This window comes from Flavobacterium buctense (assembly GCF_014486695.1).
GTDB lineage: Bacteria > Bacteroidota > Bacteroidia > Flavobacteriales > Flavobacteriaceae > Flavobacterium > Flavobacterium buctense.
Window position 1 is genome coordinate 1 of sequence record NZ_JACTAB010000004.1, and the last position, 26,672, is coordinate 26,672.

At 35.6% G+C, this 26,672-nt stretch carries 15 protein-coding genes and 1 other RNA gene; 12 read left to right on the forward strand and 4 right to left on the reverse strand.

Annotation, left to right across the window (positions count from 1 at the left end):
- Positions 1-71 precede the first annotated feature (71 nt).
- Positions 72-469, reverse strand: a transfer-messenger RNA (tmRNA) gene (gene ssrA / locus ICG50_RS07375).
- Positions 470-515: 46 nt separating this feature from the next.
- Positions 516-1,718 (reverse strand): serine hydrolase domain-containing protein, encoded by a 1,203-nt coding sequence (locus ICG50_RS07380; protein ID WP_187660271.1) that lies wholly within the window; start codon positions 1,716-1,718, stop codon positions 516-518.
- 157 nt (positions 1,719-1,875) lie between these two features.
- Here ICG50_RS07380 and ICG50_RS07385 point away from each other — a divergent pair, with 157 nt between their 5' ends.
- From ICG50_RS07385 to ICG50_RS07435, 11 genes are all read left to right on the forward strand, one after another.
- Positions 1,876-3,078: an NAD(P)-dependent oxidoreductase gene (locus ICG50_RS07385; protein ID WP_187660272.1), complete on the forward strand. Its 1,203-nt coding sequence runs from the start codon at positions 1,876-1,878 to the stop codon at positions 3,076-3,078.
- 59 nt (positions 3,079-3,137) lie between these two features.
- Positions 3,138-5,885: a LuxR C-terminal-related transcriptional regulator gene (locus tag ICG50_RS07390; protein WP_187660273.1), complete on the forward strand. Its 2,748-nt coding sequence runs from the start codon at positions 3,138-3,140 to the stop codon at positions 5,883-5,885.
- Between the two features lie 250 nt (positions 5,886-6,135).
- Positions 6,136-9,108, forward strand: coding sequence for a SusC/RagA family TonB-linked outer membrane protein (locus ICG50_RS07395; RefSeq protein ID WP_187660274.1), 2,973 nt, complete (start codon positions 6,136-6,138; stop codon positions 9,106-9,108).
- Positions 9,109-9,118: 10 nt separating this feature from the next.
- The gene (locus ICG50_RS07400; RefSeq protein WP_187660275.1) at positions 9,119-10,576 is read left to right on the forward strand and encodes a RagB/SusD family nutrient uptake outer membrane protein; all 1,458 of its coding nucleotides are present in this window, start codon (positions 9,119-9,121) and stop codon (positions 10,574-10,576) included.
- A gap of 34 nt (positions 10,577-10,610) precedes the next feature.
- Positions 10,611-11,513, forward strand: coding sequence for a LamG-like jellyroll fold domain-containing protein (locus ICG50_RS07405; RefSeq protein WP_187660276.1), 903 nt, complete (start codon positions 10,611-10,613; stop codon positions 11,511-11,513).
- Between the two features lie 79 nt (positions 11,514-11,592).
- Positions 11,593-12,957, forward strand: a complete 1,365-nt coding sequence (locus ICG50_RS07410; protein WP_187660277.1) for a glucoamylase family protein — start codon at positions 11,593-11,595, stop codon at positions 12,955-12,957.
- Between the two features lies 1 nt (position 12,958).
- Complete coding sequence (locus ICG50_RS07415; RefSeq protein ID WP_187660278.1) at positions 12,959-13,666, forward strand: carboxylesterase family protein; 708 nt, start codon at positions 12,959-12,961, stop codon at positions 13,664-13,666.
- Positions 13,667-13,675: 9 nt separating this feature from the next.
- Positions 13,676-15,979: a beta-glucosidase BglX gene (gene bglX, locus ICG50_RS07420; protein ID WP_187660279.1), complete on the forward strand. Its 2,304-nt coding sequence runs from the start codon at positions 13,676-13,678 to the stop codon at positions 15,977-15,979.
- Positions 15,980-16,074: 95 nt separating this feature from the next.
- A complete protein-coding gene (locus tag ICG50_RS07425; RefSeq protein WP_187660280.1) occupies positions 16,075-18,174 on the forward strand; it encodes a glycoside hydrolase family 97 protein in 2,100 nt (699 codons plus the stop codon).
- Between the two features lie 10 nt (positions 18,175-18,184).
- Positions 18,185-19,942 (forward strand): family 43 glycosylhydrolase, encoded by a 1,758-nt coding sequence (locus ICG50_RS07430; protein WP_187660281.1) that lies wholly within the window; start codon positions 18,185-18,187, stop codon positions 19,940-19,942.
- Positions 19,943-20,069: 127 nt separating this feature from the next.
- The gene (locus tag ICG50_RS07435; protein ID WP_187660282.1) at positions 20,070-21,506 is read left to right on the forward strand and encodes an MFS transporter; all 1,437 of its coding nucleotides are present in this window, start codon (positions 20,070-20,072) and stop codon (positions 21,504-21,506) included.
- A gap of 91 nt (positions 21,507-21,597) precedes the next feature.
- On the opposite strand, the gene ICG50_RS07440 is transcribed toward ICG50_RS07435, so the two are convergent.
- Positions 21,598-22,188: a hypothetical protein gene (locus ICG50_RS07440; RefSeq protein ID WP_187660283.1), complete on the reverse strand. Its 591-nt coding sequence runs from the start codon at positions 22,186-22,188 to the stop codon at positions 21,598-21,600.
- Positions 22,189-22,462: 274 nt separating this feature from the next.
- Between ICG50_RS07440 and ICG50_RS07445 the strand changes: the two genes are divergently transcribed.
- The gene (locus ICG50_RS07445) at positions 22,463-23,641 is read left to right on the forward strand and encodes a M28 family peptidase (RefSeq protein ID WP_187660284.1); all 1,179 of its coding nucleotides are present in this window, start codon (positions 22,463-22,465) and stop codon (positions 23,639-23,641) included.
- 38 nt (positions 23,642-23,679) lie between these two features.
- Here the strand turns inward: ICG50_RS07445 and uvrA are convergent, their stop codons facing one another.
- Positions 23,680-26,481: an excinuclease ABC subunit UvrA gene (gene uvrA, locus ICG50_RS07450; RefSeq protein WP_187660285.1), complete on the reverse strand. Its 2,802-nt coding sequence runs from the start codon at positions 26,479-26,481 to the stop codon at positions 23,680-23,682.
- Between the last annotated feature and the right edge of the window lie 191 nt (positions 26,482-26,672).

The window sequence follows — 26,672 nt, forward strand, 5'->3', positions numbered from 1 at the left end:
GATAATTGAAGGAATGCACAAGTGGTCTGCTCCTAAAAATTGAAAAACGCCTCATTCAATTGAAGCGTTTTTTGTGGAGTCGGGGAGAGTCGAACTCCCGTCCAAACAAGCAACTAAAGAGCTTTCTACACGTTTAGTCTTTGATTGGGTTTTCGACAGTAGGCTATGCCAAAGACAGCGGCCTAATGCTTAGCTCTATCAGTGTCAGAAAGGATTCAGAACATTACCTTTCCTAGGTTTACATTTACGGTTCCCCTGAGCCAGACGCCATAAACCAGGGCTTCTGAGGAGAATCCAGCTTCCCGACCTTGTCGGGACGTGGCAAATCTTACTTTAATTCAGATTATGCAGCTAAAGCGTAGTTATTTTCGCCGTTTATAAGTTCGTACCCTTGGATTTACGAGCAAAAGGTACCATGCTCGACGTGCTTACTGTTCAATTCGACTTGCTGTCAAAACCAGTCGACCCCAGATTTTAATTCTGATTATCAAAAATCAGACCACAAAAGTAGTTAATTATTCGTCATTATCATCATTCAATTTGAACGGATAATCGCCAAAAAGAGCCGCCAATCTTTTAGACTGATAAGTTTTTCGGGTAAACTTATTGGAAAGTGCTATGATGGTGACTTTTTCTTTTCTCAAATTAATAAAAGTAGATGTATTTCCGTGCCACCAACCATTGTGAAAGTAAAACGGTTCGCCTTTTTCATACTCCACCATTCTAATACCTAAACCGTAATTCTTTAATCCTTTGCTCTCGTAGCTGTAGCCTTGGTACATTTTTTTAAGTAATTCTTTATTGAGAAAGAAAGGTGCGTAGCGAGCAGTATCGAATTTCAATAAGTCTCTTGGGGTGGAATAGATGTTTTTGTCACCGTAAATACCATCCAAATAGTCGGTTCCGATTTCGACATTGTTGCCTTTATACGATGGAACTATATTTTCTCTGTCTTTTTCAAAATCACACACAAAAGTATTGGTCATACCTAAAGGCTTGAAAATCATTTCTTTCATCGCTTCGGGATATTTCAATCCGGTAGCTTTTTCGATGATTAAAGCCAACATAGCATAATTGGTATTGCAGTAACTAAAACGGGTATCGGTTTTGGTTTCCAATGCGATTTCTTTTTCCACCATTACTTTGACGATGTCTTCATTAGTCAAGATTTTTTTCTTGTCCCAATTATTATTTTCAAACGTGAAATAAGCATAGTTTCTCATACCACTTCTATGGTTTAAGAGCGTTTGCACTGTAACTTCTGGATAAGGAAAACCATCGATTAAAGTAGTTACTTTTTGGTTGAGTTTAATTTTTTCAGCATCAACCAACATCAAAATTGCCGTAGCAGTCAAAACCTTACTTACCGAAGCGATGTGTAATGGTGTATCTTTTGTGATTTTTTCATCGGTTCGTTTATTGGCATAGCCCATATAGTTTTCATAAATGATTTGGCCGTTTTTGGCTACCAAAAAACTAACATTATCATTTTTTTCCGACCAAGTTTTTTCAAAAAAACGAGAAGCACCATATTTTTTATCCTCAATGAATGATTTGGTTAGTTTAGGTAATTCTTCATGTAAAGGTTGCATTACCGGAATGCCATTCTCATTGATTTTGATGATATTTTCTTCGTTTTTTTCTTGTTTTGAGCAGGAAGTTGCAATAAAAAGCAATGTGCTAAGAATAAAAGTATAGTGGTATATTTTGTTTTTCATTTTAAAGACATATGGAAACACAAATATAATTATTCAAGTATGGAGTACAGTTAATATTTCGCAAAGCTTTCAACAGGTTTTTCACAATTTTTATTTTTTCGAAAAAGTTTTGAAAACGTTTTCGTTACAACTACTTTTGGGCACAAAAAAAGAGAGAATGAAATTTGGTATTATCAAAGAGAGAAAAAACCCACCTGACAGAAGAGTTGTTTTTACTCCGGAAGAATTAGTGAGATTACAAGAAGAACATCCTGAAGCTATAGTAAAAGTGGAAAGCTCTGATATTAGAGTTTTTAATGATGAAGCTTATGAAAAACTTGGTGTTGAGGTAGCTGAAGATATTTCAGATTGTGATGTATTCTTTGGGGTGAAGGAAATTCCGGTTGAATATTTGATTCCGAATAAAAAGTATTTTTTCTTTTCACACACGATTAAAAAGCAAGTGCACAATCGAAAACTATTGCAAGCAATTTTGGCAAAAAACATTGAGTTGTATGACCACGAAACAATCGTTGACGCAAGCAACAGAAGGTTGATAGGTTTTGGCCGTTATGCCGGAATTGTTGGAGCTTACAACGGTTTCAGAGCTTTCGGAATTAAATATGAATTATTCACTTTGCCCAAAGCGGAAACTCTAAGCAGTAAAGAAGATTTAATCGTTCGTTTGAAAAGACAAACTTTACCCAATATCAAAATTGTTTTAACCGGTCACGGAAAAGTAGGTATGGGAGCCAAAGAAATTTTGGACGGTATGAAGATTAAAGAAGTTTCAGCGGCAGACTTTTTGAATAAAGTATACTCACAGCCGGTTTATACCCAAATCGATGTTTTAGACTATAACAAACGTCTTGACGGACAAGCTTTAGACAATAATGATTTTTACAAAAATCCACAAGAATACACTTCCAACTTTGAACGTTTTACCAAAGTAGCTGATATTTATATGGCTGGTCATTTCCATGGCAATAACGCACCTGATATTTTAACGCAAGACATGCTTAAGGCAGCTGATTGTAAAATAAAAGTCGTAGCCGATATTTCTTGCGATGTTGATGGGCCGATTGCTTGTACCATTAAAGCATCCACAATTGCGGAACCTTTTTTTGGTTATTTACCCTTTGAAAATAAAGAAGTTCCTTTTACCCATCCGGGTTCAATTATGGTGATGTCTGTGGATAATTTACCTTGCGAATTGCCCAAAGATGCCAGCGAAGGTTTTGGAGAAATGTTTATGGAGCATGTAATTCCGGCGTTCTTTAACGGAGACAAAGATGGTATTTTGCAACGCGCTAAAATTACTGAAAACGGCCAACTCACACCTCGATTTGCTTATCTGCAAGACTACGTTGACGGAAATTAATTTTTAATTGGTACCAAAAGGCATAAGTTTTTTTATTTTTGGGTACTAATCTTTCCAAAGTGAGAAACAAAATTGCCTTTTTATTTTTATTCCTATGTTCCTTTACCTATGCACAGGAGTTGCTTCCGTTTGTAGAAAATTTTACCAAAAGCAATTACAACGGCGATAATCAGGTTTGGAGTGTTACTCAAGGCAATGACAATGCGTTTTACTTTGCCAATAACCATTACTTACTTCGTTTCAACGGCGTTCGTTGGGAAAAATACAGTTTGCCCAACAAGACGATTATCAGGTCTGTTTTTTCAGATGGTGATAAAATTTATTCGGGTTCTTATAACGAGTTTGGCTATTGGAAAAGAACGAATGGCATACTGCAATACACATCGCTTTCCAAAAATAAAAATTATTTTACCGGTTCTTCCATCAATGAAGAGATTTGGAAGATATTTAAACATGATGATAAAATCTACTTTCAGTCTTTTAATGAGCTTTATGTTTTAGAGAACAACAAGATTCGGAAAATTAGGATTCCGTTTCAAATATCGTACTGTTTTTTAGTAGAAAATAAAATCTACGCGGCTTCGGTAAAAGACGGTGTTTTTCTTTTTGAGAACAATGATTTCAAAAAGATTGAGAAATGGAATTTACTCGAGGACAATATTATCCATGCGATTGATAAAGCCTATGGTAAAATGTTCTTTTTTACTCAAAAAAATGGTATTTATATTGAAGAAAACAATACTTTAAAACCATGGTCACATCCATTAAATGACTTATTAAAAAAAGAAATTATCATTACGGCAAAGGCAATTTCAGATGACAGATTGGTTATTGGTACTGCTTTTCAAGGTGTTTATGTAATCGATTTAAACAACAATAGTTATAATAATATATGTCGAAAAAATGCGCTTAAAAACAATTCTATTTTAAGTATAGGTTTAGATAAAGAAAACGATTTATGGCTTGGTTTGGATAATGGCATTTCACATATCGAAATCAATTCCCCCTATAAAATCTTTTCAGACAATACCGGAATTTTAGGTTCGGTTTATACTTTGGCACCTTTAGATAATGGATTGCTTTTGGGTTCCAATCACGGAGTTTTTAAATATCAGAATAAAACATTGACTTTATTAACGAATTCCCAAGGACAAGTTTGGGATATTTTAAAAGTAGGTGACAAGTATCTTATAGGTCATAATGACGGCACTTATGTCTATGAGAATGATGTTTTGAAAAAAGCCAACGAAGTCAGTGGCGGATGGAAATTTTTGAAGAGTAATTTCCATGATAATTTTTTTCTGGCTAATTATTCGGGTATAGTCATCTTTGAAAAACCGACTGATTTGCATACGTATAAATACTTTTCAAACCTCACCAAACCCATCAAGAGCATAGTGCAGAATAAGCCCAATGAACTCTGGGCAGTGGATAATTACAGAAGTCTGTACCGAATACTTTTTGATGATGATTTTGTAGTTAAGAAGATTGAGAATATTACACAGAAGAATAAAATTCTTAACGATTATGGGGTTAAAATGGTGAATTTCAATAGTGAAGTATTGTTTTATATCAATTCGAGATGGTATGAATATAATGCCATTTCGGACAAACTTGAACTCAATGCATATTTCAATAAATCTTTTACAAACATATCGGAGTTGATTCCGATTGATAATGAAAACTTTATCATTTTAAAAGACAAGTCACTGTATGTTATCAATAGAGTCAATAATAAATTTGTATGGAGATTAATTCCCGAGAAATATTATGAAGGAAAAATAATTAATCAAGATACTAAGGTTTTTAAAGTTAACGGCCAATATCTATTAAACCTTGATGATGGCTTTTTTGCCTTTAAATTGCAAAAAGAGAAGCCTAAGCCAAATAGTAAAAGTGTGAAGTTAGAAGCTTTTGTTGATGGAGTATTTATAGAAAAAGCAGCAACGATAAGCTATAACAAGTCAATTAGTTTAGATGTAATTTCAGAATATTATGGCTATAACAAGCAAGAGCTTTTTTATTCACTTGATGACCGAAAGCAACACATTCCAATGAAAGATTCTAATATTTTGCTGAGTAATCTTTCCAGTGGAAGTCATGAGTTGATTGTTTTTTATAATGACGGAGAAAAATATTTTCAATTAGCAGTATTTAACTTTGAAGTTGAACGCCCGTGGTATATTTCCTTTTGGATGATCTTGATTTATGTTTCCATAATTGTAGGTGCTTTTTATCTTTACTACAAATGGAATAAAATTCGTTACATCGAGAAATTAAAGTTGAAAGAAGAAGAATTAAAACATCAAAAAGAAATTCTTCATTTAGAAATGGAAGCACAAAATAAATTAAAATTGCAAGAGTATGAGAAGCACATACTAGAGGTGCAAATTCAGGCCAAAGCTTCAGAGGTAGCCGGGAAATCATTGTCTATTGCCAAACAATCCGAGATGATTGAAAGTATTCAAAGAGCCTTGGAATCTGAAAGTGACATTAGTAATTTAAAAAGCAGTATCAAGAAATCAATTAAGATTAACGCCATCAATAAAAATGAATGGGAGAGTTTTGAAAAGAACTTAATGCAAAGTAATGAGGAATTCGTGCAACGTTTATCAAAAAAATATCCGGTTTTAACTTCAAAAGATATCAAGCTTTGTATTTATCTCAAAATGAATCTTTCTTCTAAAGAAATAGCGCCGTTAATGAACATTTCATTTAGAGGAGTTGAGTTGCATCGTTACCGATTAAGAAAAAAATTGGGGCTAACTTCAGATGATAGCTTGTCTAAGTTTATGATAAACACATAATTTTAATTGTTTTTTTATCAATGCTTAAATTTTAATTATAGTATTTTATCAATTATTAACTCATCAATACTACATCATAACTGATTTGTATCGATGAGTTTTTTGTTGTGTAAATTAATTTTAAAATATTAAAAATCAATTAATTATATTTTTATTTTTATAGAAAGATGTAGTAATGTAGTGAATTATAACCTATTACTATAACGATTTAGTTCATTACATTTACTAAAACAAAATCAAATTTTATAAAATGAAAATTTTCCTAGCTTATTTTTTGTTGCTGACTTTTGGTTGCGTAACATACGCTCAAGAGGTAAAAGGTAAAGTAATTGATGTAAATGGCATGCCGCTTCCCGGAACTAACGTAGTTGTAAAAGGAAAAAACATCAGTACATCAACTGATTTTGATGGTGTTTTTTCTTTAAAAGCTGACACAAATGATATAATAGAGTTTTCAATGATTGGTTTTGAAACGATTTCATTAAAAGCCCAATCTAATATGACAGTTACCTTAAATGAAAGCAATCAGTTGCTTAAAGAGGTTATAGTTGTTGGATATGGAACCAAAAAAGCAGGTTCTATTACCGGTTCCGTAGCACAAATTAAAGCGACTGAGATTGTAAAAACTCCTGCACAATCAGCCATACAGGCTATTCAAGGGAAGGCTGCCGGTGTTAATATTGTTACTAATGATGAACCTGGCGCTAATCCATCAATACGCATCAGAGGTTTAGGAACGGTTTTAGGAGGAAGAGATCCACTTTATATTATAGACGGTTTGGAAGCTTCAAGTTTGAACGGTTTGAGTCCAAACGAGATTGAAACTATAGACATATTAAAAGACGCTTCGTCTTTAGCTATTTATGGACAAAAAGGGTCAAATGGTGTTGTAGTTGTTTCTACCAAAAAAGGTAAAAGCGGTAAATTAAAAATGGATTATAATAGCTATTATGGACTAAAAATGATTCAACGTGAAGTAGAAATGTCTGATGCATACCGCTATGTTTACTACAATAATACCGCACTTGGGTCGAGTTCCTATTTTAATTTTGACCAACCTTACAATACCAATTGGTTAGATGAAATTACTAGTAATGGTGAGGTTGTAAGCCATAATATTTCTCTATCTGGTGGATCTGAAAATGCTAGCTTTTATTTTGGCGCAACTAATTTAAAAGAAAAAGGAATTTTAAACGGAACCGAGTTTGAGAGAACCAACTTAAATTCAAGAAATGAATACAGTTTTTTTGATAAGAAACTAAAAATATCCCAATCGGTTAATCTTTCAATTGTAAAAAATACACCAAAGCCTTTAAGTGCTTTTACCAATGCCTACAAACAATCACCAATAGTACCAGTAAGATTTGACAACGGTCGATGGGGTGTTCCATTAAGAAATCCATCAACAGGTCAAGTAGATATCAACGGTAATGACAGATTTAATAATGTTGGAAATCCGGCAGCACAATTGTTCTATACCAACGAAAAGAATAAAAACTTAGTGCTTTTTGGTAACATTGGTGCCGAAATGCAAGTAACCAAAGAATTAAAATTCAATTCTAATTTCGGCGCAACGTTTGACTGGTCTAAAGGATACACTTTCACGCCAAGCAGAGAAATTTGGCTGTCCCAAAATCCAACAGAAGAGATTGCTGATTATCCTGTTGCAGAACCCATTAACATATTGCAACAACGAAGAGGTGACAGTTACCGTTGGAATTGGGATAATTATTTCACCTACAGTAAATTGTTTGGTAAACATGATTTGAAAGCGACTGTTGGTATGAATAGAAGTACATCAAACATCACAGAGAATCTTTCTGCTTCGCGATGGAATGTTCCGGCACAATCTAATTATTGGTCACTGGATTTATCAACTTATAATAATGAAGTTGCACCGGGTTCTATTGTGAGTAATAAAAGAGAAACACCACTTGTTTCTTTAGCTTATTTCGGCAGATTAGATTATGAATACAACGAAAAGTATTTGTTTAGTGCTACTATCAGACGAGAAGGAATCAGCACTTTTCAAGAATCAAAGCGTTGGGCTGTTTTTCCGGCATTTTCAGGAGGTTGGATAATGTCTAATGAAGATTTCCTAAAAGAAGTTAGTTTCCTTAACTATTTAAAAATAAGAGGAGGTTATGGTGAAGTAGGAAACGGTAATAGCTTATATGCTTTGAATATCCCTGTTTTCGCTGCTGGTTATAATTATACATTTGGGGCAAATGAAACTATTTTTCCGGGAAATAACCAACCTTATCAAGTTGATCCAAATTTAACTTGGGAAACGATGAAGGAAATTGATTTCGGAATCGATTTTAAAGTCCTAGGAAATAAATTATCTGGATCTATCGATTTTTATGACAGAAAATCTGAAAACGTAATATTACCGGTTGAATTACCGGATGTTTTATCACCGGAACCGGTTACTTTAAATACCGGAACCGTTTCAAATAAAGGATTAGAATTGTCTTTAAAATGGAGCAAAGAAATTAATGACAATTGGAGCTATTCAATTAACGGAAATATTTCATTCAACAAAAACGAACTAACAGGTGTTAACAATGCTTATTTCGCTGATTATATTGGTGGAAGTATCAACAATGGTCAATGGACCAAACAAGTTTTGGTTGGGGAATCACTGGGTAGTTTTTACGTCTACCAAGTTACCGGTATCGATGGCGATGGTAATTTTACCTACAGCGATGAAAGAGTAGTGGCCGGTTCTTATCTTCCGACTTATACTTATGGTTTAAGTTTCGCCATTAACTATAAAAAATTTGATTTCTCAGTTGATACATACGGTGTTGGCGGAAATAAATTATACAACGGAAAAAAAGCACAGCGCTTTGGTGGAGAAAATGTGGAATATGATGTCTTGGAAGATTTTTGGACACCGGGTAATCCAAATCCGAATGCTGCAAATCCAGCGCCATTTAATATAGTGCCACGTTCTTCAACCTATTACATTGAAGATGGTGCTTATCTTCGAATTAACAACATTACTTTAGGATATACTTTTCCAAAGTTTTTTGGACAAATAGACAAAGTGCGATTATACGCCACAGCGATTAACCCATTCATCTTTACAAAATACTCTGGTTATTCTCCTGAATTGTCAGGAAATAACAATGCTGACCCATTGGGAAGCGCAGGTATTGAATTGGATGCTTATCCAACGAATAAAACATTCTTATTAGGTTTAAATGTAAGTTTCTAAAAAATAGACTATGAAAAGTTTTTTTAAATATAGATTATGGCTTTTTTCAATTGTAATGATTTTATTTTCAGCATGTGAAGATGATTTGAATATAGAGCCCAATACTGCTTTGTCGGAACTTGATTTCTTAAATAATCCTGATAACGCTGTCAATTTGGTTAATGGGGTTTACAATAAGCAATTGGATTACAATATGTATTCCTTTTCTTGGATAGGTATCACAAGTATCACTTCCGATGATGCTGACAAAGGGTCAACATCAACAGATACCGGAACTGATAAACACAAGATGGATAACTTGACTTTTGAAGCCACCGATATTTCATTTAATGATGTTTGGGAAGGTAGATATGACGGAATATACAGAGCTAACAACGCTTTGTATTATTTGGAACTATTAACCATCGATGAAACACTAAAAAACAGATTGATCGGAGAAGTAAGATTCTTGAGAGCTTTATACTATTTTGATTTGGTGAGATGTTTTGGAGGTGTGCCCTTAGTTACATCAAGAATAAATATCAATGATACTGAAACTATCAATGATGTTGTTTTTAACAGAAAAACAAAACAAGAAACTTATGAACAAATAGAAGCGGATTTATTAGATGCTATTGAAAGACTTCCTCTCAAATCTCAGTATGGGAATAATGACTTAGGAAGAGCAACCAAAGGTGCAGCTCAAGCATTATTAGCAAAAGCTTATTTATACCAAGGCAAATGGCAACAATCTTTTGATATGTCCGGAAATGTGATTACCTCAAGTCAATACTCATTATTAGCAAATTACGCTAATGTTTGGAGAGAAGTTGGTGAAAATGGCACAGAATCTATTTATGAAGTTCAAGCTTCTTTAACCAATGGCTTAAGAGATTACACCAATGTACAAGGACCAAGAGGAACGCCTGATTTGGGTTGGGGTTTTAACACGCCTTCTTTGAATTTAACAAATTCCTATCAAGTAGGCGATTTGCGCAAAGGAGCCGCTATTCTATTTGTTCCTTCAATACTATGGGATGGGTTTTCAGCCCCAACCTCATGGAACAATCCAAGATACAATTACAAGGCGTACCAAAGTCCAATTGCGGAACCTTGGAATGGAGACAAAGGAAATACCGCTAAAAATTTAAGAATTTTAAAATACAGTGATATACTACTAATTAGAGCCGAAGCTGCTTTTCAATTAGGTTTAACTGATGAAGCCAAAGACAGAGTCAATGAGCTTAGGGTTAGAGCCGGATTAGAAGAATTAACAAGCGTAACATTGCCAATCATTCTCAATGAAAGAAGATGGGAAATGGCTATGGAACACGATCGATGGTTTGATTTAGTTCGTACCGGTCAAGCACAGTCAGCAATGGCATTAGACGGAAAAACTTTTATACCGGGTAAACACGAATTATTTCCAATCCCAAGTGATCAAATTGTAATCAGTGGAGGAAGATTAGTGCAGAATCCGGGATATTAAACTTAGTAATTAACCTTAAATTAAATATTTTATTATGAAAACAAACAGATTATTTTATTCTTTAGTGGTAGCGTCAGGTTTGGCTCTAGTAGCTAGTTGCAGCAGTGATGACTCAAGCTCTTTACCACCAATTGGTGGTTACAACAGTGCTGATGAAGTTGCCGCAACTTCTTTAAAAGCTTATTGGCCTTTGAATGGAAATGGAAAAGAGTCCATCTCTAATACATCGCCATCAAATACAGTAGCCACAACTTATGTAAACGGAATTAAAGGACAAGCAGCCAATTTCGATACCGGTTTCATGGCTTATCCCGCAATTACGGCTTTAAACACAACTTCAGGAAGTGCTTCTATTAGTGCTTGGATCAAAATTTCAAACACCAAATTAGTAGCTGGTGGGGTTAGTAACATTTCACCTATTTTCTCTTTAACAAGAACAGGAGAAGCGTTTGGAAATTTGAATTTATTGGGTGAAACTCACGGTTTAACGACTAGTGACTCAATTCAAATGAAAGGTATTTTCAGAATCAAAAAACCAGACGGAACTGACTTCGGAGGTGATGCTGTAAACATGATTAAACAAGAATCTTGGATGGATGCAACTCATACTTGGGCTCCAAACAAAATTGGTGGGCAATGGGCTCATGTTGTTTACATTTATGATGGTCCAACAGCAACCAACAAAATCTATGTTAACGGTGTGAAAATTTCCAATTCAGCTTGGGAAGTTAGAAACGGTGGTGATCCATTTATGTTAAATCACTTTACTCCAACTAGACCGGTTATTGGTGCGCTTGAAACAGTAGCTAACGGAACTAATACTGATGCTTGGAATGCTGCACTTAAAGGACAAGTTGACGAATTAAGATTATTTGACAAAGCATTAACTCCGGCAGAAATCGGCGCTTTATATGAGTTAGAATTAGCAGGTAGATAATTCCTGGACAATAATAAAAAGTCTGGTGGTTAAACTGCCAGACTTTTTAATTCTAAATTTAATCATCCCATCATCAATCATGAAAAACATTCCCAAAATGCTTATCCTTTTACCTTTTTTGCTACTTTTCAGCTCTTGCTCAAAAGACGTTTCACCACAAACTGAAGTACCTATTATATTAAGCGATGAAGAGATACTTAATTTGGCTCAAAAAGATGCCTTTAAATACTTTTGGGATTATGCAGAAACCAATTCAAAATTGGCTCGAGAAAGATACCACACAGACGAACCGTTCGTTGATGAACATCTTGTGACCACAGGTGGTTCAGGATTTGGATTAATGACCATTCTAGTTGGTATTGAACGTGGTTTTGTTTCCAGAGGCGAAGCAGTAACGAGATTAAACACCGCATTGACATTCCTCGAAAATGCAGACCGATTTCACGGTGCATGGCCACATTGGATGAATGGAACAAACGGAAACGTAGTACCTTTCGGAACTGTTGATAATGGTGGCGATATTGTAGAAACTTCTTTTCTCTGTCAAGGATTAATTTGTATCAGAGAGTATTTCAAAAATGGTACTGCCGAAGAACAAGCATTAGCATTAAAAGCCGATAACTTGTGGAAAGGCGTTGAGTGGAGTTGGTATACTAAAGGGGAAAACGCTATGTATTGGCATTGGTCACCAAACTATGAATGGCAAATGAATTTCAAATTAGAAGGCTATAACGAATGTCTGATTACTTATATCATGGCTGCAGCTTCGCCTACACATCCCATTCCTTCAGCGGCTTATCATGAAGCTTGGGCAAGAAATGGTAATATAGTTAATTCAGCTTCGGCTTATAATATTCCTTTGATTTTTAAATATAATGGTACTACTTCTGTCGGACCAATGTTTTGGGCACATTATTCTTATTTAGGGCTTGATCCCAGAGGTTTAACAGACCAATATGCCAATTACTGGGATTTAACAAAAAATCATGCCCAAATCATGCATAGATATTGCGCTACAAATCCTGTGGGTTGGATTGGTTATAGCGAAGATTGTTGGGGATTAACCGCGAGTTATACCCGAAACGCAAACGGAACTGTTGGCTATACCGATCATCGTCCTGGGAATGATAAAGGTGTTATTTCGCCAACAGCTGCATTATCGTCATTTCCATACACACCCGTAGAATCTATGAAGGCATTGCGTTTCTTTTATGAAAACGAAGATTGGAAGGCAAGGCTAATAGGCGTTGCCGGACCATACGATGCTTTTTCGCCTCATCATGATTGGGTAACCAAAAGATACTTAGCCATTGATCAGGGAACGATAGTTCCAATGATTGAAAATTACAGAACCGGATTTCTTTGGAACTTATTCATGCAAGCACCGGAAGTACAAACCGGTTTAGGAAATTTAGGGTTTACGTCAACTCAACACGGATTCTAAAATGGTAAGTTCTTTTAAAATAATTACGCTTTTGTGTTGCATAGTATTTGGTTTAAATGCTTTTGCTCAAGAAACTTCAGGTAGCTTTTCAACTCAAATAACTACAACTTATTCTTATGGTTATTTATTGAACAAACCCAAAAATGTAAAATCAAAAAAGCCCTTAATCGTTTTTTTACACGGTTCAGGTGAAAGAGGAACGGATTTGGAAAAACTTAAAATTCATGGTCCATTGAAATACATTCAAAATCATGAATTAGACGCATACATACTTGCGCCACAATGTCCGGAAATCGGCAATTGGGAAGCTGAATCGCTTTACCAATTGATTCAAAAAATCGTTAAAGAAAATAATATTGATGCCAATAGAATTTACTTAACCGGTTTGAGCATGGGCGGTTGGGGTGCATGGGATTTGGCATTGGCTCATCCTGAGATTTTTGCTGCCTTAGTCCCAATAGCAAGTTTTGTCAATCAAATGCAAGAAGACGATGCTTGTAAAGTAAAAGATATTCCCATTAGAATTTTTCACGGTCTGTTAGATGATGTAGTGGTTTTAAATTCTGTAACCATCGTATTTAAAAATCTTAAATCTTGTAACGCCGATGTTCAACTTACTATTTTTGCAGATGCCGATCACGACAGTTGGAGTAGGGTGTATGACAATCCTGAAGTCTACGATTGGATGTTGCAACAAGTTAAAAAATAAGGAACTATAATGAAATTAAAAGCCACAATAATCCTATTACTGTTAACCGGATTAACCTTTGCCCAAAAAGCAAAAAAGAGTAAAACCGCTATTACAATTGCCCCAAAAGAAGTTTTTGTATCTGACTTATTATCCAAAATGACTTTGGAAGAAAAACTCGGACAACTAAACTTACCTACTTCCGGAGATATTACTACTGGTCAAGCCAACAGTTCAAATATTGCCAAGAAAATTGAAGAAGGTAAAGTCGGTGGATTGTTCAATATAAAATCCGTTAAAAAAATTAAAGAAGTTCAAAAGATTGCCGTTGAAAAAAGTCGCTTAAAAATTCCGTTGCTTTTCGGAATGGACGTTATTCACGGATACGAAACTACATTCCCGATTCCGTTAGGATTATCGTGTACATGGGATATGAATTTGATTAAAAGAAGTGCCCAAATAGCCGCTCAAGAAGCCAGTGCCGATGGCATAAACTGGACGTTTTCTCCCATGGTAGATATTTCCCGCGATCCGCGTTGGGGAAGAGTTTCCGAAGGTTCAGGAGAAGATCCTTATCTGGGAAGCCAAATTGCCAAAGCCATGGTTAGTGGATATCAAGGCGATGATTTAATGAAAAACAATACTATTTTGTCTTGCGTAAAACACTTCGCTTTATACGGTGCACCGGAAGGCGGAAGAGATTACAATACGGTCGATATGAGTAAACTCAGAATGTTTAACGAATATTTACCTCCATACAAAGCTGCAATCGATGCAGGTACAGCTTCTGTAATGGCCTCATTTAATGAAATCGATGGGATTCCGGCTACTGGTAATAAATGGTTATTGACAGATTTGTTGCGTAAACAATGGGGTTTCAAAGGTTTCGTAGTGACCGATTATACTGCTATAATGGAGATGAGCGAACATGGTATTGGCGATATGCAAACTGCAGCTGCGATGGCATTAAATGCCGGAGTTGAAATGGATATGGTAAGTGATGGCTTCTTGTCAACATTACAAAAATCTCTTAATGAAGGAAAAGTATCATTGGCGCAAATTGATAATGCGGTTAGATTAATTTTAAATGCAAAATACGATTTAGGATTATTTCATGATCCTTACAAATATTGTGATGCCAATCGTGCGGAAACGGAAATTTTCACTTCATCTCACAGATCCGAAGCTAAAAAAATTGCTATAGAATCATTGGTTTTATTAAAAAATGAAAACCAAACTTTGCCTCTTAAAAAGTCAGGAACCATTGCTGTTATTGGTCCGTTAGCAGATGCCAAAGAAAATATGGCAGGAACTTGGAGTGTGGCAACCAAACAAGAAAATTCTATTTCATTGATTGCCGGAATTAACTCCGTGGTCGGAAATTCAGCCAAAATATTGTATGCCAAAGGCAGCAATCTCGATTATGATGCCGCTTTAGAAGAAAGAGCCACCATGTTTGGTAAAACCTTACACAGAGATAACAGAACTACTGAAGAACTACTCTCAGAAGCGCTGAAAATCGCCAATCAAGCGGATGTTATTGTGGCAGCATTAGGGGAATCAGCTGAATTCAGTGGCGAATGCAGTAGCCGAACTAATTTAGAGATTCCGCAAGCACAAAAAGATTTGTTACAAGCCTTATTAAAAACAGGAAAGCCGGTGGTTTTGGTTTTATTTGATGGTCGTCCATTGGTTATAACGGACGAAAGTAAAACCGTTCCGGCTATTTTGAATGTTTGGTTCGCCGGAAGTGAAGCCGGTTATGCTATCGCCGATGTTTTATTCGGAAACGAAAATCCATCAGGAAAATTGACGACTACATTCCCAAGAAGTGTTGGGCAAGTACCGATTTATTACGCCGTCAAAAACACAGGAAGACCATTAGGCAATAAAGAAGGTATTTTCGAAAAGTTTAAATCAAATTACATAGATGAAAGAAACGAGCCTTTATTTCCATTCGGATTCGGATTGAGTTATACGTCTTTTGATTATTCAAATTTGAGATTGTCTTCTGCTGTTATGAATACAAATCAAACCCTTAAAGCTTCAGTTGACATAACCAATACCGGAAATTTTGATGGCAAAGAAGTGGTTCAATTGTATATCAGGGATTTAGTGGGTTCGATAACCCGGCCGATTAAAGAATTAAAAGGTTTTCAAAAAATAAACCTTAAAAAGGGTGAGAAGCAAACCGTAACCTTTGAGATTACTGTAGAAGATTTAAAGTTCTATAACTCAGATTTACAATTTGTGGCCGAACCCGGGAAATTTCAAGTCTTTATCGGAACCAATTCTGATACTACTAATAAAATAGAATTTGATTTAGTTAATTGATTTTATGTTTACTTTGAAGGAAACCCTTTGGTTAAATACTAAAGGGTTTTTTTAAAAGTAAGGAGTAATTTCTATCTTTAGCAAAAATATACTTTATGAAAAATTCGATTACCATTACTTTGCTGTTGTTTGCTTTTTGTCTTAAAGCGCAAACGATACAATCGCCTTCAAAAGAACTTACACTCGATTTTAAATTGGCCGAAAAAGGAATACCTTCTTATACGCTGAGCTATAAAAATAAACCAGTGGTTTTGAAAAGTCTCATGGGGATTTATTTGAAAGGTGACACCGATTTGGCAACCAATTTTAAAATTGATAGTGTTAGAACTATAACTTTTAATGAAACATGGAAACCGGTTCTAGGAGAGCAATCTAGTATTGTAAATCATTATAACGAATTGACCTTTTGTTTATCTCAAACAGGAACTAACAGAAAGATGAATATCATCTTCAAAGTTTATGACGAAGGCATGGCTTTTCGCTATGAATTCCCTAAACAACCGAACTTGAATTATTTTATTATTTCTGATGAGAAATCAGAATTCAACTTAGCCGGAAATCACAAAACGTTCTGGATTCCGGGTGATTTTGACAGTCAGGAATATGCTTATAATGAAACTTTATTGTCAGAAGTCAATACTGAAAAAATCAATTTAAATAATGGTATCGGACTAAAATCAATCGCCGAAAAGTACGTTGTACAATCACCATTAATGATGAAAACCGCCGACAATTTATACCTGAATATTTTTGAAGCCGCGGTTGTCAATTATCCTATAATGCATTTGGATTTAAATCCAATAACAAATGCACTGACATCTCGTTTAGTGCCGAATGCCATTGGCGATAAAGCCTATTTGCAAACACCATGTGTTTCACCATGGAGAACGATTATGGTAAGCGATGATGCTAGAGAAATTGTAGGTTCCAAAATGATTTTAAACTTAAATGAGCCTTCAAGAATTGAAGACACTTCATGGATTAAACCTATGAAATATGTTGGTGTGTGGTGGGAAATGCACGTAGGAAAATCAACTTGGGATTATGCCGGAAGCCAAAATGCCCAAAATACGGAATCTAAAGAATTAATCGCCAGTGGCAAACACGGAGCAACTACGGCTAATACAAAACGTTATATAGATTTTGCAGCCAAACACGGTTTTGACGGTGTTTTAGTCGAAGGTTGGAATGTGGGTTGGGAAGACTGGTTCGGCAATTGGAAAGAAGATGTTTTCGATTTCACGACGCCTTATCCGGATTATAATTTAGCCGAAATCAATGCTTACGCCAAATCCAAAGGCGTTAAGATGATTATGCACCACGAAACTTCGGGCTCTGTTGCCAATTACGAGAGACATTTAGACAGAGCCTTAAACTTGATGAAAGAGTATGGATATCCTGCAGCAAAATCAGGTTATGTAGGCCGAATTATTCCGCGTGGTGAATTTCATGACGGACAAACGATGGTCAATCATTTCAACTTCGTAGCCAGAAGATTTGCCGATTACAAAATGATGGTTAACTCACACGAAAGTTCCCGTCCAACAGGTTACAGCAGAACTTATCCTAATTACATTGCAGCCGAAGCGGCTCGTGGAAACGAATTCAACGCATGGAGCAGCGGAAATCCGCCAATGCACGAAACCATTTTACCATTCACCCGATTATTAGGCGGACCAATGGATTACACACCGGGCATTTTTGAAATCAAAATGAGCTTTTATGACAAAACTAAAAAAGAACAAGTTCATACTACTTTGGCCAAACAATTAGCCTTGTATGTTACCATATATTCTCCATTGCAAATGGCCGCTGATTTACCCGAAAACTACGAGAAATATCCTGATGCTTTTCAGTTTATCAAAGATGTTGCCGTGGATTGGCAAGATTCGAAATATCTTGAAGCTGAACCCGGAGATTATTTGACGGTTGCTCGTAAAGACAAGGAATCTGAGAATTGGTTTTTAGGTGCAATTACTGATGAAAAAGCCAGAAATACCGAAATCAAATTGGATTTTCTTTCTCCAAATAAAAAATACAAGGCCATTATTTATCAAGATGGGAAAACAGCACATTGGGAGACAAATCCAATCAATTACGAAATTAAAACCATGACAGTAACCTCTAAAAACAAACTGAAATTAGTTATGGCTGCCGGTGGTGGAACCGCTGTTAGTTTTGTGCCAATTAATTAAAACTTACTTTATGAAACATCGGATTGCCTTACTGTTATTGTTATTGATTTCAAATTATGGAATAGCGCAGCAAAAAACGTATTGCAATCCGATTAATATTGACTACGGTTATTGCCCAATTCCCGATTTTGTTAAGCAAGGAAAACACCGAGCTACTGCCGATCCTGTGCTGACATTCTTCAAGGGTGAATATTATCTTTTTTCGACTAATCAATGGGGTTATTGGCATAGCAAAGACATGTCGGATTGGCAATTTATTTCCAAAAAATTCCTTCGTCCTGAGCATAAAGTTTATGACGAATTGTGCGCACCATCGTTGTCTTTTGTCAATGATACTTTGTTAGTGGTAGGTTCAACCCACGGAAAAGAATTCCCGCTTTGGATGAGCACTAATCCGTCGAAAGGCGAGTGGATAGAATTAATTCACAAATCAGAAGCTGCCGCTTGGGATCCGCAGATTTTTTGGGACAAAGAAAAAGACGAAGTCTATGAATATTACGGTTCGAGCAATTTATATCCGTTGTACGGAATGAAACTCAATCGTAAAACTTTCCAACCGGAAGGCGAGAGAATTCCTGTGTTGGCTTTGAATGACGATGAACACGGTTGGGAACGCTTTGGTGAACACAACGACAATACTTTCCTGCAACCGTTTACCGAAGGTGCTTTTATGACCAAACACAATGGCAAATATTACTTGCAATATGGTGCGCCCGGAACCGAATTCAGCGGTTATGCTGATGGTGTTTATGTGGGTAATCATCCGCTTGGTCCTTTTGAGTATCAATCACACAATCCGTTTTCTTATAAACCTGGTGGATTTGCTCGTGGTGCAGGACATGGAGCGACTTTCACCGATGCGAACAATCAGTATTGGCACATTTCTACGATAGGTGTTTGTGTTAAAAACAATTTCGAACGCCGTTTGGGCATTTGGCCTGCCGGATTTGATCAAGAGGATATTTTATATTCGAATACCGCTTATGGTGATTATCCAACGTTTTTACCTTCAGAAAATAAAGGGCATTGGAGCGAAAGTTTTGCCGGATGGATGTTACTGAATTATAACAAACCGGTTCAAGTTTCTTCAACATTGGGTGGCTTTCAGGCGAACCTTTCGGTAGATGAAGATATTAAAACCTATTGGTCGGCTAAAACCGCTAATAAAGGAGAATACCTTATTTCGGATTTGGGCGAAAAAAGTACCATTAACGCGATCCAAATCAACTATGCCGATCAGGATGCAGAAATTATGGGTAAACCCGAAACGACCTTGGGACACAAATACATCATTTATACTTCCAATGAAGGCAAAAACTGGAAAGTGTTAATCGATAAAAGCAAAAGCACCAAAGATGTGCCGCATGAATACATCGAATTGCAGACTCCGACTTCGGCTCGGTATTTAAAACTGGAAAATATCGGGATGCCAACGGGTAAATTTGCGATTAGTGGTTTTAGGGTTTTTGGTATAGGAAGTGGTGAAAAACCGAGTGAAGTTAAAGGATTTGTACCATTGCGTTCGGGACCAAAAGTAAAAGGGGAACGAAGAAATGTTTGGTTTAAATGGCAACAAGAACAAAATGCAGACGGTTATGTAATTTACTTTGGCAAATCGCCTGATAAATTATATGGCTCGATTATGGTTTACGGCAAAACCGAATATTATTTCAATGGTTTGGACAAATCTGAGGCGTATTATTTTCAAATAGAAGCTTTTAACAACAACGGCATCGGACCAAAAAGTGAAATCAAAAAAGCAGATTGAGTTTATAAAGAAGACTTCGTTAATAACTAATTTTAAAGCGAATCTTTTTTTTTACTTATAAATGTATATTTAACCAATCAAATTTATTCAAGCATTAACTATTAACAACCAAACCAAAACTATAATTATGAGTACACAAAATCTTAAAACCAATTGGGCACAATTTATTCCGTTAGTCACTGTTTTTTTCTTTTGGGGATTTGTCGCTGCAAGTAACGATATTTTAATTCCTGTCTTTAAAAAAGCTTTCAACTTAACTCAAGGAGAAAGTCAGCTAGTTTCTGTAGCTTTTTATGTGGCTTATACCGTTGGTTCGATTATCTACATGATTATATCGTATTTGACAAAAGGTGATTTAATAAATCGAATAGGATACAAAAACTCGTTGGCATTAGGCTTAGTAATTTCAGCTTTAGGAACATTGTTATTTTATCCTGCTGCAAATACAGGTTCATTTCCTTTAATGCTTTCCGGACTTTTTATTGTAGCACTTGGTTTCTCTTTGCAGCAAACTGTAGCGAATCCTTTAGCAATTGCACTTGGACCAATAACTACCGGTTCACAGCGTTTGACTATGGCTGGTGGAATTAACAATCTTGGAACAACTATTGGCCCGCTGATTGTTAGTTTTGCCATATTTGGATCTGCAACTTCAGGAAATACAGAAATGAGTATTGAAAGTGTGAAAACACCTTATTTAGTTCTTGGTGCAGCATTCTTATTAGTTGCTGTGTTATTAAAATTTTCTTCATTACCGGATAAACCGGCAGCGGTTGTTGAAGTTGAAGGCGAAGCAGATAACACCAGAAGTTCGGCTTTGAAATATCCACAATTGATTTTAGGTATGATTGGAATCTTTGTTTATGTTGGAGTAGAAGTATCTACAGCAAGTAATTTACCTGCTTATATGGAAGGTGATTTAGGTTTTGCGACTAAAGATATTGCTCCGTTTATCTCTTTGTATTGGGCAAGTTTGATGATTGGTCGTTGGACTGGTGCAGTTGAAGCTTTTACAGATAACGTGAACACCCAAAAGATATTGCGCTTTATTGCACCCTATTTGGCATTTGGTGTTTTCTTAGGAATAAACAAATTTATGGATCACGATTTGGCTCCATTTTATGTATATGCTTTAATCATATTAGTCTTGATTTTTGCAGATATGGCTAGTAAAGGAAATCCGGCGCGAATGTTATTGATTTTCTCTGTATTGGGAATTGTAGCTTTATTGGTAGGAATGGCCACAGATGGAATGGTGAGTGTTTATGCGTTTACCAGTGTTGGTTTGTTTTGTAGTACACTTTGGCCATGTATATTTACTTTAGCAATTAGTGGTTTAGGAAAGAATACCAGTCAAGGAAGTAGTTTCTTAATCATGATGATTATGGGTGGTGGAATTGTAAGTTGGTTACAAGGTTATGTAGCAGATTTGACAACCATTCACGTGAGTTATATTGTTGGTGTAGTGTGTTTTGCCTATTTAGCATTTTATGCTTGGAAAGTAACTGGAATATTAAAAAACCAAGGCATTGACTTTGATAAAAAAGTGAGTGGCGGACACTAATCCATCCAAATACTTATAAAATCAAAAATCCCGCATCGTATAAACTTTGCGGGATTTTCTTCATCAAAACCTAACCAAAACAACTAACTATTTAATCTTTATCTTCAATCTTGGCTTTTGTGCCATCTGCCTTGTAGTAGTAATAATCATCATCATTTCTTGGATTGTTTGAGGCGTAATCATGTTCGTAATCATAATTGCTTTGAAAAACATATCCTTGATTTCTTCCACCTTTTACATTACCAAACATGTTTATGATATCACCTCTACGGTTGTAAACAATTTGCATTCCTCCAATTTGAGTCAATGCATGTCGGTTGTATCTCATATAAACCGTTCCAATTCGGTTTACTCTGTCTCGACTGTCATAGTTGATAAAAGTGTTTCCCACTCGTCTAATTCTACCAAAACTATCATGTTCAATTCTTGTTCCATAGTTAATTGGTCTTCTTGCTGAAACAGTAGTGCCTCTTTTTCCGGCAGTTCGGTAAAAATAATCACCTTCACTATCTTGTGGACGGGTGTTGAAATCAAAGTCTCCATTTGGGAATACAAAAAACTCAATACCTCTTTCCATAAATGAGATTGGCTCATCAAAACTAAATCTAGTTCTTACTTCTGTTGCATTCACTACGTTTCCAACCAGTAAAACGGTAGCTACTAAAAGGGTAATTTTTTTCATAATCAATACATTTTGAGTTTTGCTTACTATTTCGATTTTCAGCATCTTCGAACAGTTATTATTGCTGTTGTTTGGTACATTCCAATACGCGTGCCAAAACCCGTAAATAAATTCTTAAGGTTTGATTAAGAAGTATTAATAGTCACATTTACAGTTATTTAGGACGTTTGTTATTGGCTTCTAATTTATTTTTCTTTACTTGATTATCTTTAAAAATTTAGTACATTTGCTACCAAATTTGTAAACTAAACAACTTTATTTTATTAAAACTTCAATGAAAAACCTACTATTTGCATTATCACTTTTGGTCTTATTGTCAAAAGGCTATGGACAAACTTATGTTCCTTCCTATGCAACAGTAGTTGACCAAGTATCAGAATCTAACATACTAACCAATTTAACCGAATTTGAAAATCTTGGGGTAAAAAGAAGAGGTACTGCTGCTTTACAAAACACACTCGACTGGTTAAAAGCTGAATATTTAAGTTACGGATATACGGCTTCACAATTGCAGGAATATAGTTTTACCAATGGTTCAACTACATGTAAAAATTTAGTGGTAACTAAAGTGGGAACACTTTACCCAAACACTTATGTGATTATTTGCGGACATTACGATACCATAACTGGAAAAGGAACCAATGATAATGGAAGTGGTGTAGTTACTATTTTTGAAGTCGCACGTTTATTACAAAATATTCCAACAGAGTACTCCATCAAATTCATCAATTTCAGTGGAGAAGAAGATGGTTTAGTTGGAAGTCAAAACTTTGTTTCTACAGTAGTTAACGCTACAAATCCAAAAATGGATATTAAACTAGTATTTAATATAGATGAAGTTGGAGGAAGGGCAGATATGACCAATGACACGATTACTTGTGAAAGAGATACCGGAAGTCCTACTACTAATAATGCTGCTTCGAATGTTATTACAAATGAATTGATAGCATGTACCCAACTTTATTCTCCTTTGAATACTCATTTGTCTTACGCTTATGCTTCAGATTACATGCCTTTTGAAGACAATAATGAAGTGATTACCGGTTTTTTTGAAAAAAATCAAACGCCACACCGTCATACTTCAACGGATTTATTGGTCAATATGGATCCTGTGTATGTTTATAATATAGCCAAAGCAGCGACAGGAGCAATGTTGCATTTTACAGTAGCTTCTACTTCAACACTAGCTTCAAATGAATTTAATAATGATTATCAGGTGAGTTTTTATCCAAGCCCGGTTAAAGATGTTTTGCATATTAATTTGGGCACTTTAACTGATACTCGATACTCTTTTTCAATGGTTGATTTACAAGGAAAAGTAGTTTTTAATACCCAAGTTGACAATGCTAATCTGATTGAACCTATAGCAATTGGTGGATTATCTAAAGGGATGTATTTAGCCGTTTTAGAAACTTCAAACAAGCGAATTGCAAAGAAAATAATAGTAGAGTAACTTCTATTCAAAAAAAGCCTTCCGACGGAAGGCTTTTTTTATAGTTTGTCTTTCAAGTATTTTGCAGTAATTGATTTATTATTTTTCACAATCTCTTCCGGCGTTCCAACCGCTAACAATTGTCCTCCGTTTTCTCCACCTTCAGGCCCTAAATCAATAATCCAATCGGCACATTTGATTAAGTCGAGATTGTGTTCGATAACAATAATAGAATGTCCTTTTTCAATTAAAGCATCAAACGAAGCCAACAGCTTTTTAATATCATGGAAATGCAAACCGGTTGTTGGTTCGTCAAAAACGAATAATGCTTTTTCTTTGGTTACCCCTTTTACAAGAAATGAAGCCAATTTGATGCGTTGCGCTTCTCCACCGGATAGTGTAGAGGAAGATTGTCCTAGTTGCACATAACCTAAACCAACGTCTTGTAAAGGTTGTAGTTTTTGTGTGATTTTAGTTTGCTTGTTTTTGGCAAAAAATGCAATGGCATCATCAATGGTCATTGTTAGAATATCATCTATGTTTTTGCCTTCAAAAGCGACTTCCAAAACTTCTTTTTTGAAACGTTTTCCGCCACAAGTATCGCATGGTAAAGATACATCGGCCATAAAAACCATTTCAACATTGATTGAACCTTCTCCTTTGCAAGTTTCGCAACGCCCGCCATCTACATTGAAGGAGAAATGTTTGGCTTGGTAACCCCTAACTTTAGATAGTTTTTCTTTGGCATACAAATCACGAATGTCATCATAGGCTTTGATATAAGTCACAGGATTCGAGCGTGAACTTCTCCCAATTGGATTTTGGTCAACGTATTCTATGTGTTTAATGTGTGAAAAACTACCGGTTATTTCGGTAAACTGCCCGGCTTTGTCTCCGATGCCTTCCAGTTTTTTTTGCATTGCAGGAAACAATATTTTCTTTACCAACGTACTTTTTCCGCTACCGGAAACTCCGGAGATTACCGTTAAACTTTCTAATGGGAATGCAACGTCTATGTTTTGCAAATTATTTTCACGAGCGCCTTTAATTTCAATAAAGTTGTTTGATCTTCTGCGTTTTTGAGGCACCGAAATTTCTAATTGTCCGTTTAAATATTTTGCAGTTAAAGAATTTGCTTTCAAAATTTCGTCAAATGTACCTTCGGCTACCAATTCGCCACCAAAAGTTCCCGCTTCCGGACCAATATCTATGATTCTGTCGGCTGCTTTCATGATGTCTTCATCGTGTTCAACAACAATAACAGTATTGCCTAAATCGCGTAGGTTTTTTAAGACTTTGATTAATCTTTCGGTGTCTTTGGGATGCAAACCAATGCTAGGTTCGTCTAAAATATACATCGAACCCACTAAACTACTGCCTAATGAAGTTGCCAGATTTATGCGTTGAGATTCACCTCCGGAAAGTGAAGCAGAATTTCTGTTTAAGGTTAAGTAGTCTAAACCAACATCACTTAAGAAAGCCAATCGGCTATTAATTTCAATTAAAAGACGTTTGGCGACTTTAGCATCGTATTCAGAAAGAGTTAGTTCGCTAAAAAAAGGAATCAAACGTTTAATTGATAGATCAACCAATTCAGAAATGGTTTTTCCGCCAACAGTAATGTAATTGGCTTCTTTACGTAATCTTTTACCTTTGCAAGCAGTACATTTTGTTTTACCACGATATCGTGATAGCATTACGCGGTTTTGTATTTTATAATTTTTTTCCTCTAATTCTTTAAAAAAATCATCTAAACCAGTGAAGAGTTTGTTTCCTTTCCAGATTAGGTCTTTTTGTTCTTCAGTTAACTCGAAATAAGGTTTGTGTATCGGAAAATCAAATTTATAGGCATTGTTAACCAATTGATCGCGATACCAACTCATACTCTCACCACGCCAAGGAAATAGGGCATTTTCAAATACTGAAAGGGATGTATTTGGTACAACTAATTCTTCGTCGATGCCAATGATATTTCCATAACCCTCACAAGTTGGACATGCACCATATGGATTATTGAAACTGAACAAGTGAATGTTAGGCTCTAAAAAAGTAATACCATCAAGTTCGAAATTGGCACTGAATTCTAAGCGCTTTTTGGTCTCTAATTCTTGTAAATAACAAACACCTTTTCCTTCAAAGAAGGCTGTTTGTACGGCATCAGCTAAACGATTGTAGAAGTCTTCATCATCAGCCGTTTCAGCATTCAATACAATTCTATCAATGATAAGTAAAATGTCTTTATTGTCTAAGGAATGTTGGTTAATTTCGTCCAATCGAACCATTTCGTTATCCACTAAAATGCGCGCAAAACCTTGTTGAAGTAATACTTTTAACTTGTCTTCCAATTGTCTTCCTTCTTCTAAATGAATAGGGGAAAGTAGAAGCCATTTGGTATCTAAATCAAACTCTTTAATAGCAATTACAACATCAGAAACAGTATCTTTCTTTACTTCATTACCTGAAACTGGTGAAAAAGTCTTTCCTATTCGGGCATAAAGTAATTTCAAGTAATCATAGATTTCAGTTGATGTACCTACAGTAGAGCGAGCATTTGTTGTATTTACCTTTTGTTCAATGGCTATGGCAGGGGCAATACCTTTAATGTATTCAACTTTGGGCTTGTCTAATCGACCTAAGAATTGACGTGCATAAGATGATAAACTTTCAACATACCGACGCTGTCCTTCAGCATATAATGTATCAAAGGCTAAACTTGATTTTCCTGAACCTGAAAGTCCGGTGATGACCACTAATTTATTGCGAGGAATGACTACATCCAGGTTTTTTAAATTGTGGATTTGTGCGCCTTTGATTAAGATGTTTTTTTTAGGTTCTAGTGTAGCAATATCTGTACTCTTCATAGCAAAAATAGAATGTTCGCAAAGTTAATCAATTCTGATAGTAATTCGTAGCAAAGTTAATTTTGAAATCTTAGTATTATCTTAATAGCTTCTTTTCAATTTGACAAAAAAACAGTTGTATTTTTATGTTAAGCAACTTTTTAGAGTTAATTTTTTATAAATTAATCATATTATTACGTATTAAAATCATA

Coding starts and splice junctions, on each gene's coding strand:
- ICG50_RS07380 (WP_187660271.1), bottom strand. CDS start 1,718: ATGAAAAACAAAATATACCACTATACTTTTATTCTTAGCACATTGCTT.
- ICG50_RS07385 (WP_187660272.1), top strand. CDS start 1,876: ATGAAATTTGGTATTATCAAAGAGAGAAAAAACCCACCTGACAGAAGA.
- ICG50_RS07395 (WP_187660274.1), top strand. CDS start 6,136: ATGAAAATTTTCCTAGCTTATTTTTTGTTGCTGACTTTTGGTTGCGTA.
- ICG50_RS07400 (WP_187660275.1), top strand. CDS start 9,119: ATGAAAAGTTTTTTTAAATATAGATTATGGCTTTTTTCAATTGTAATG.
- ICG50_RS07405 (WP_187660276.1), top strand. CDS start 10,611: ATGAAAACAAACAGATTATTTTATTCTTTAGTGGTAGCGTCAGGTTTG.
- ICG50_RS07410 (WP_187660277.1), top strand. CDS start 11,593: ATGAAAAACATTCCCAAAATGCTTATCCTTTTACCTTTTTTGCTACTT.
- ICG50_RS07415 (WP_187660278.1), top strand. CDS start 12,959: ATGGTAAGTTCTTTTAAAATAATTACGCTTTTGTGTTGCATAGTATTT.
- bglX (WP_187660279.1), top strand. CDS start 13,676: ATGAAATTAAAAGCCACAATAATCCTATTACTGTTAACCGGATTAACC.
- ICG50_RS07425 (WP_187660280.1), top strand. CDS start 16,075: ATGAAAAATTCGATTACCATTACTTTGCTGTTGTTTGCTTTTTGTCTT.
- ICG50_RS07430 (WP_187660281.1), top strand. CDS start 18,185: ATGAAACATCGGATTGCCTTACTGTTATTGTTATTGATTTCAAATTAT.
- ICG50_RS07435 (WP_187660282.1), top strand. CDS start 20,070: ATGAGTACACAAAATCTTAAAACCAATTGGGCACAATTTATTCCGTTA.
- ICG50_RS07440 (WP_187660283.1), bottom strand. CDS start 22,188: ATGAAAAAAATTACCCTTTTAGTAGCTACCGTTTTACTGGTTGGAAAC.
- ICG50_RS07445 (WP_187660284.1), top strand. CDS start 22,463: ATGAAAAACCTACTATTTGCATTATCACTTTTGGTCTTATTGTCAAAA.
- uvrA (WP_187660285.1), bottom strand. CDS start 26,481: ATGAAGAGTACAGATATTGCTACACTAGAACCTAAAAAAAACATCTTA.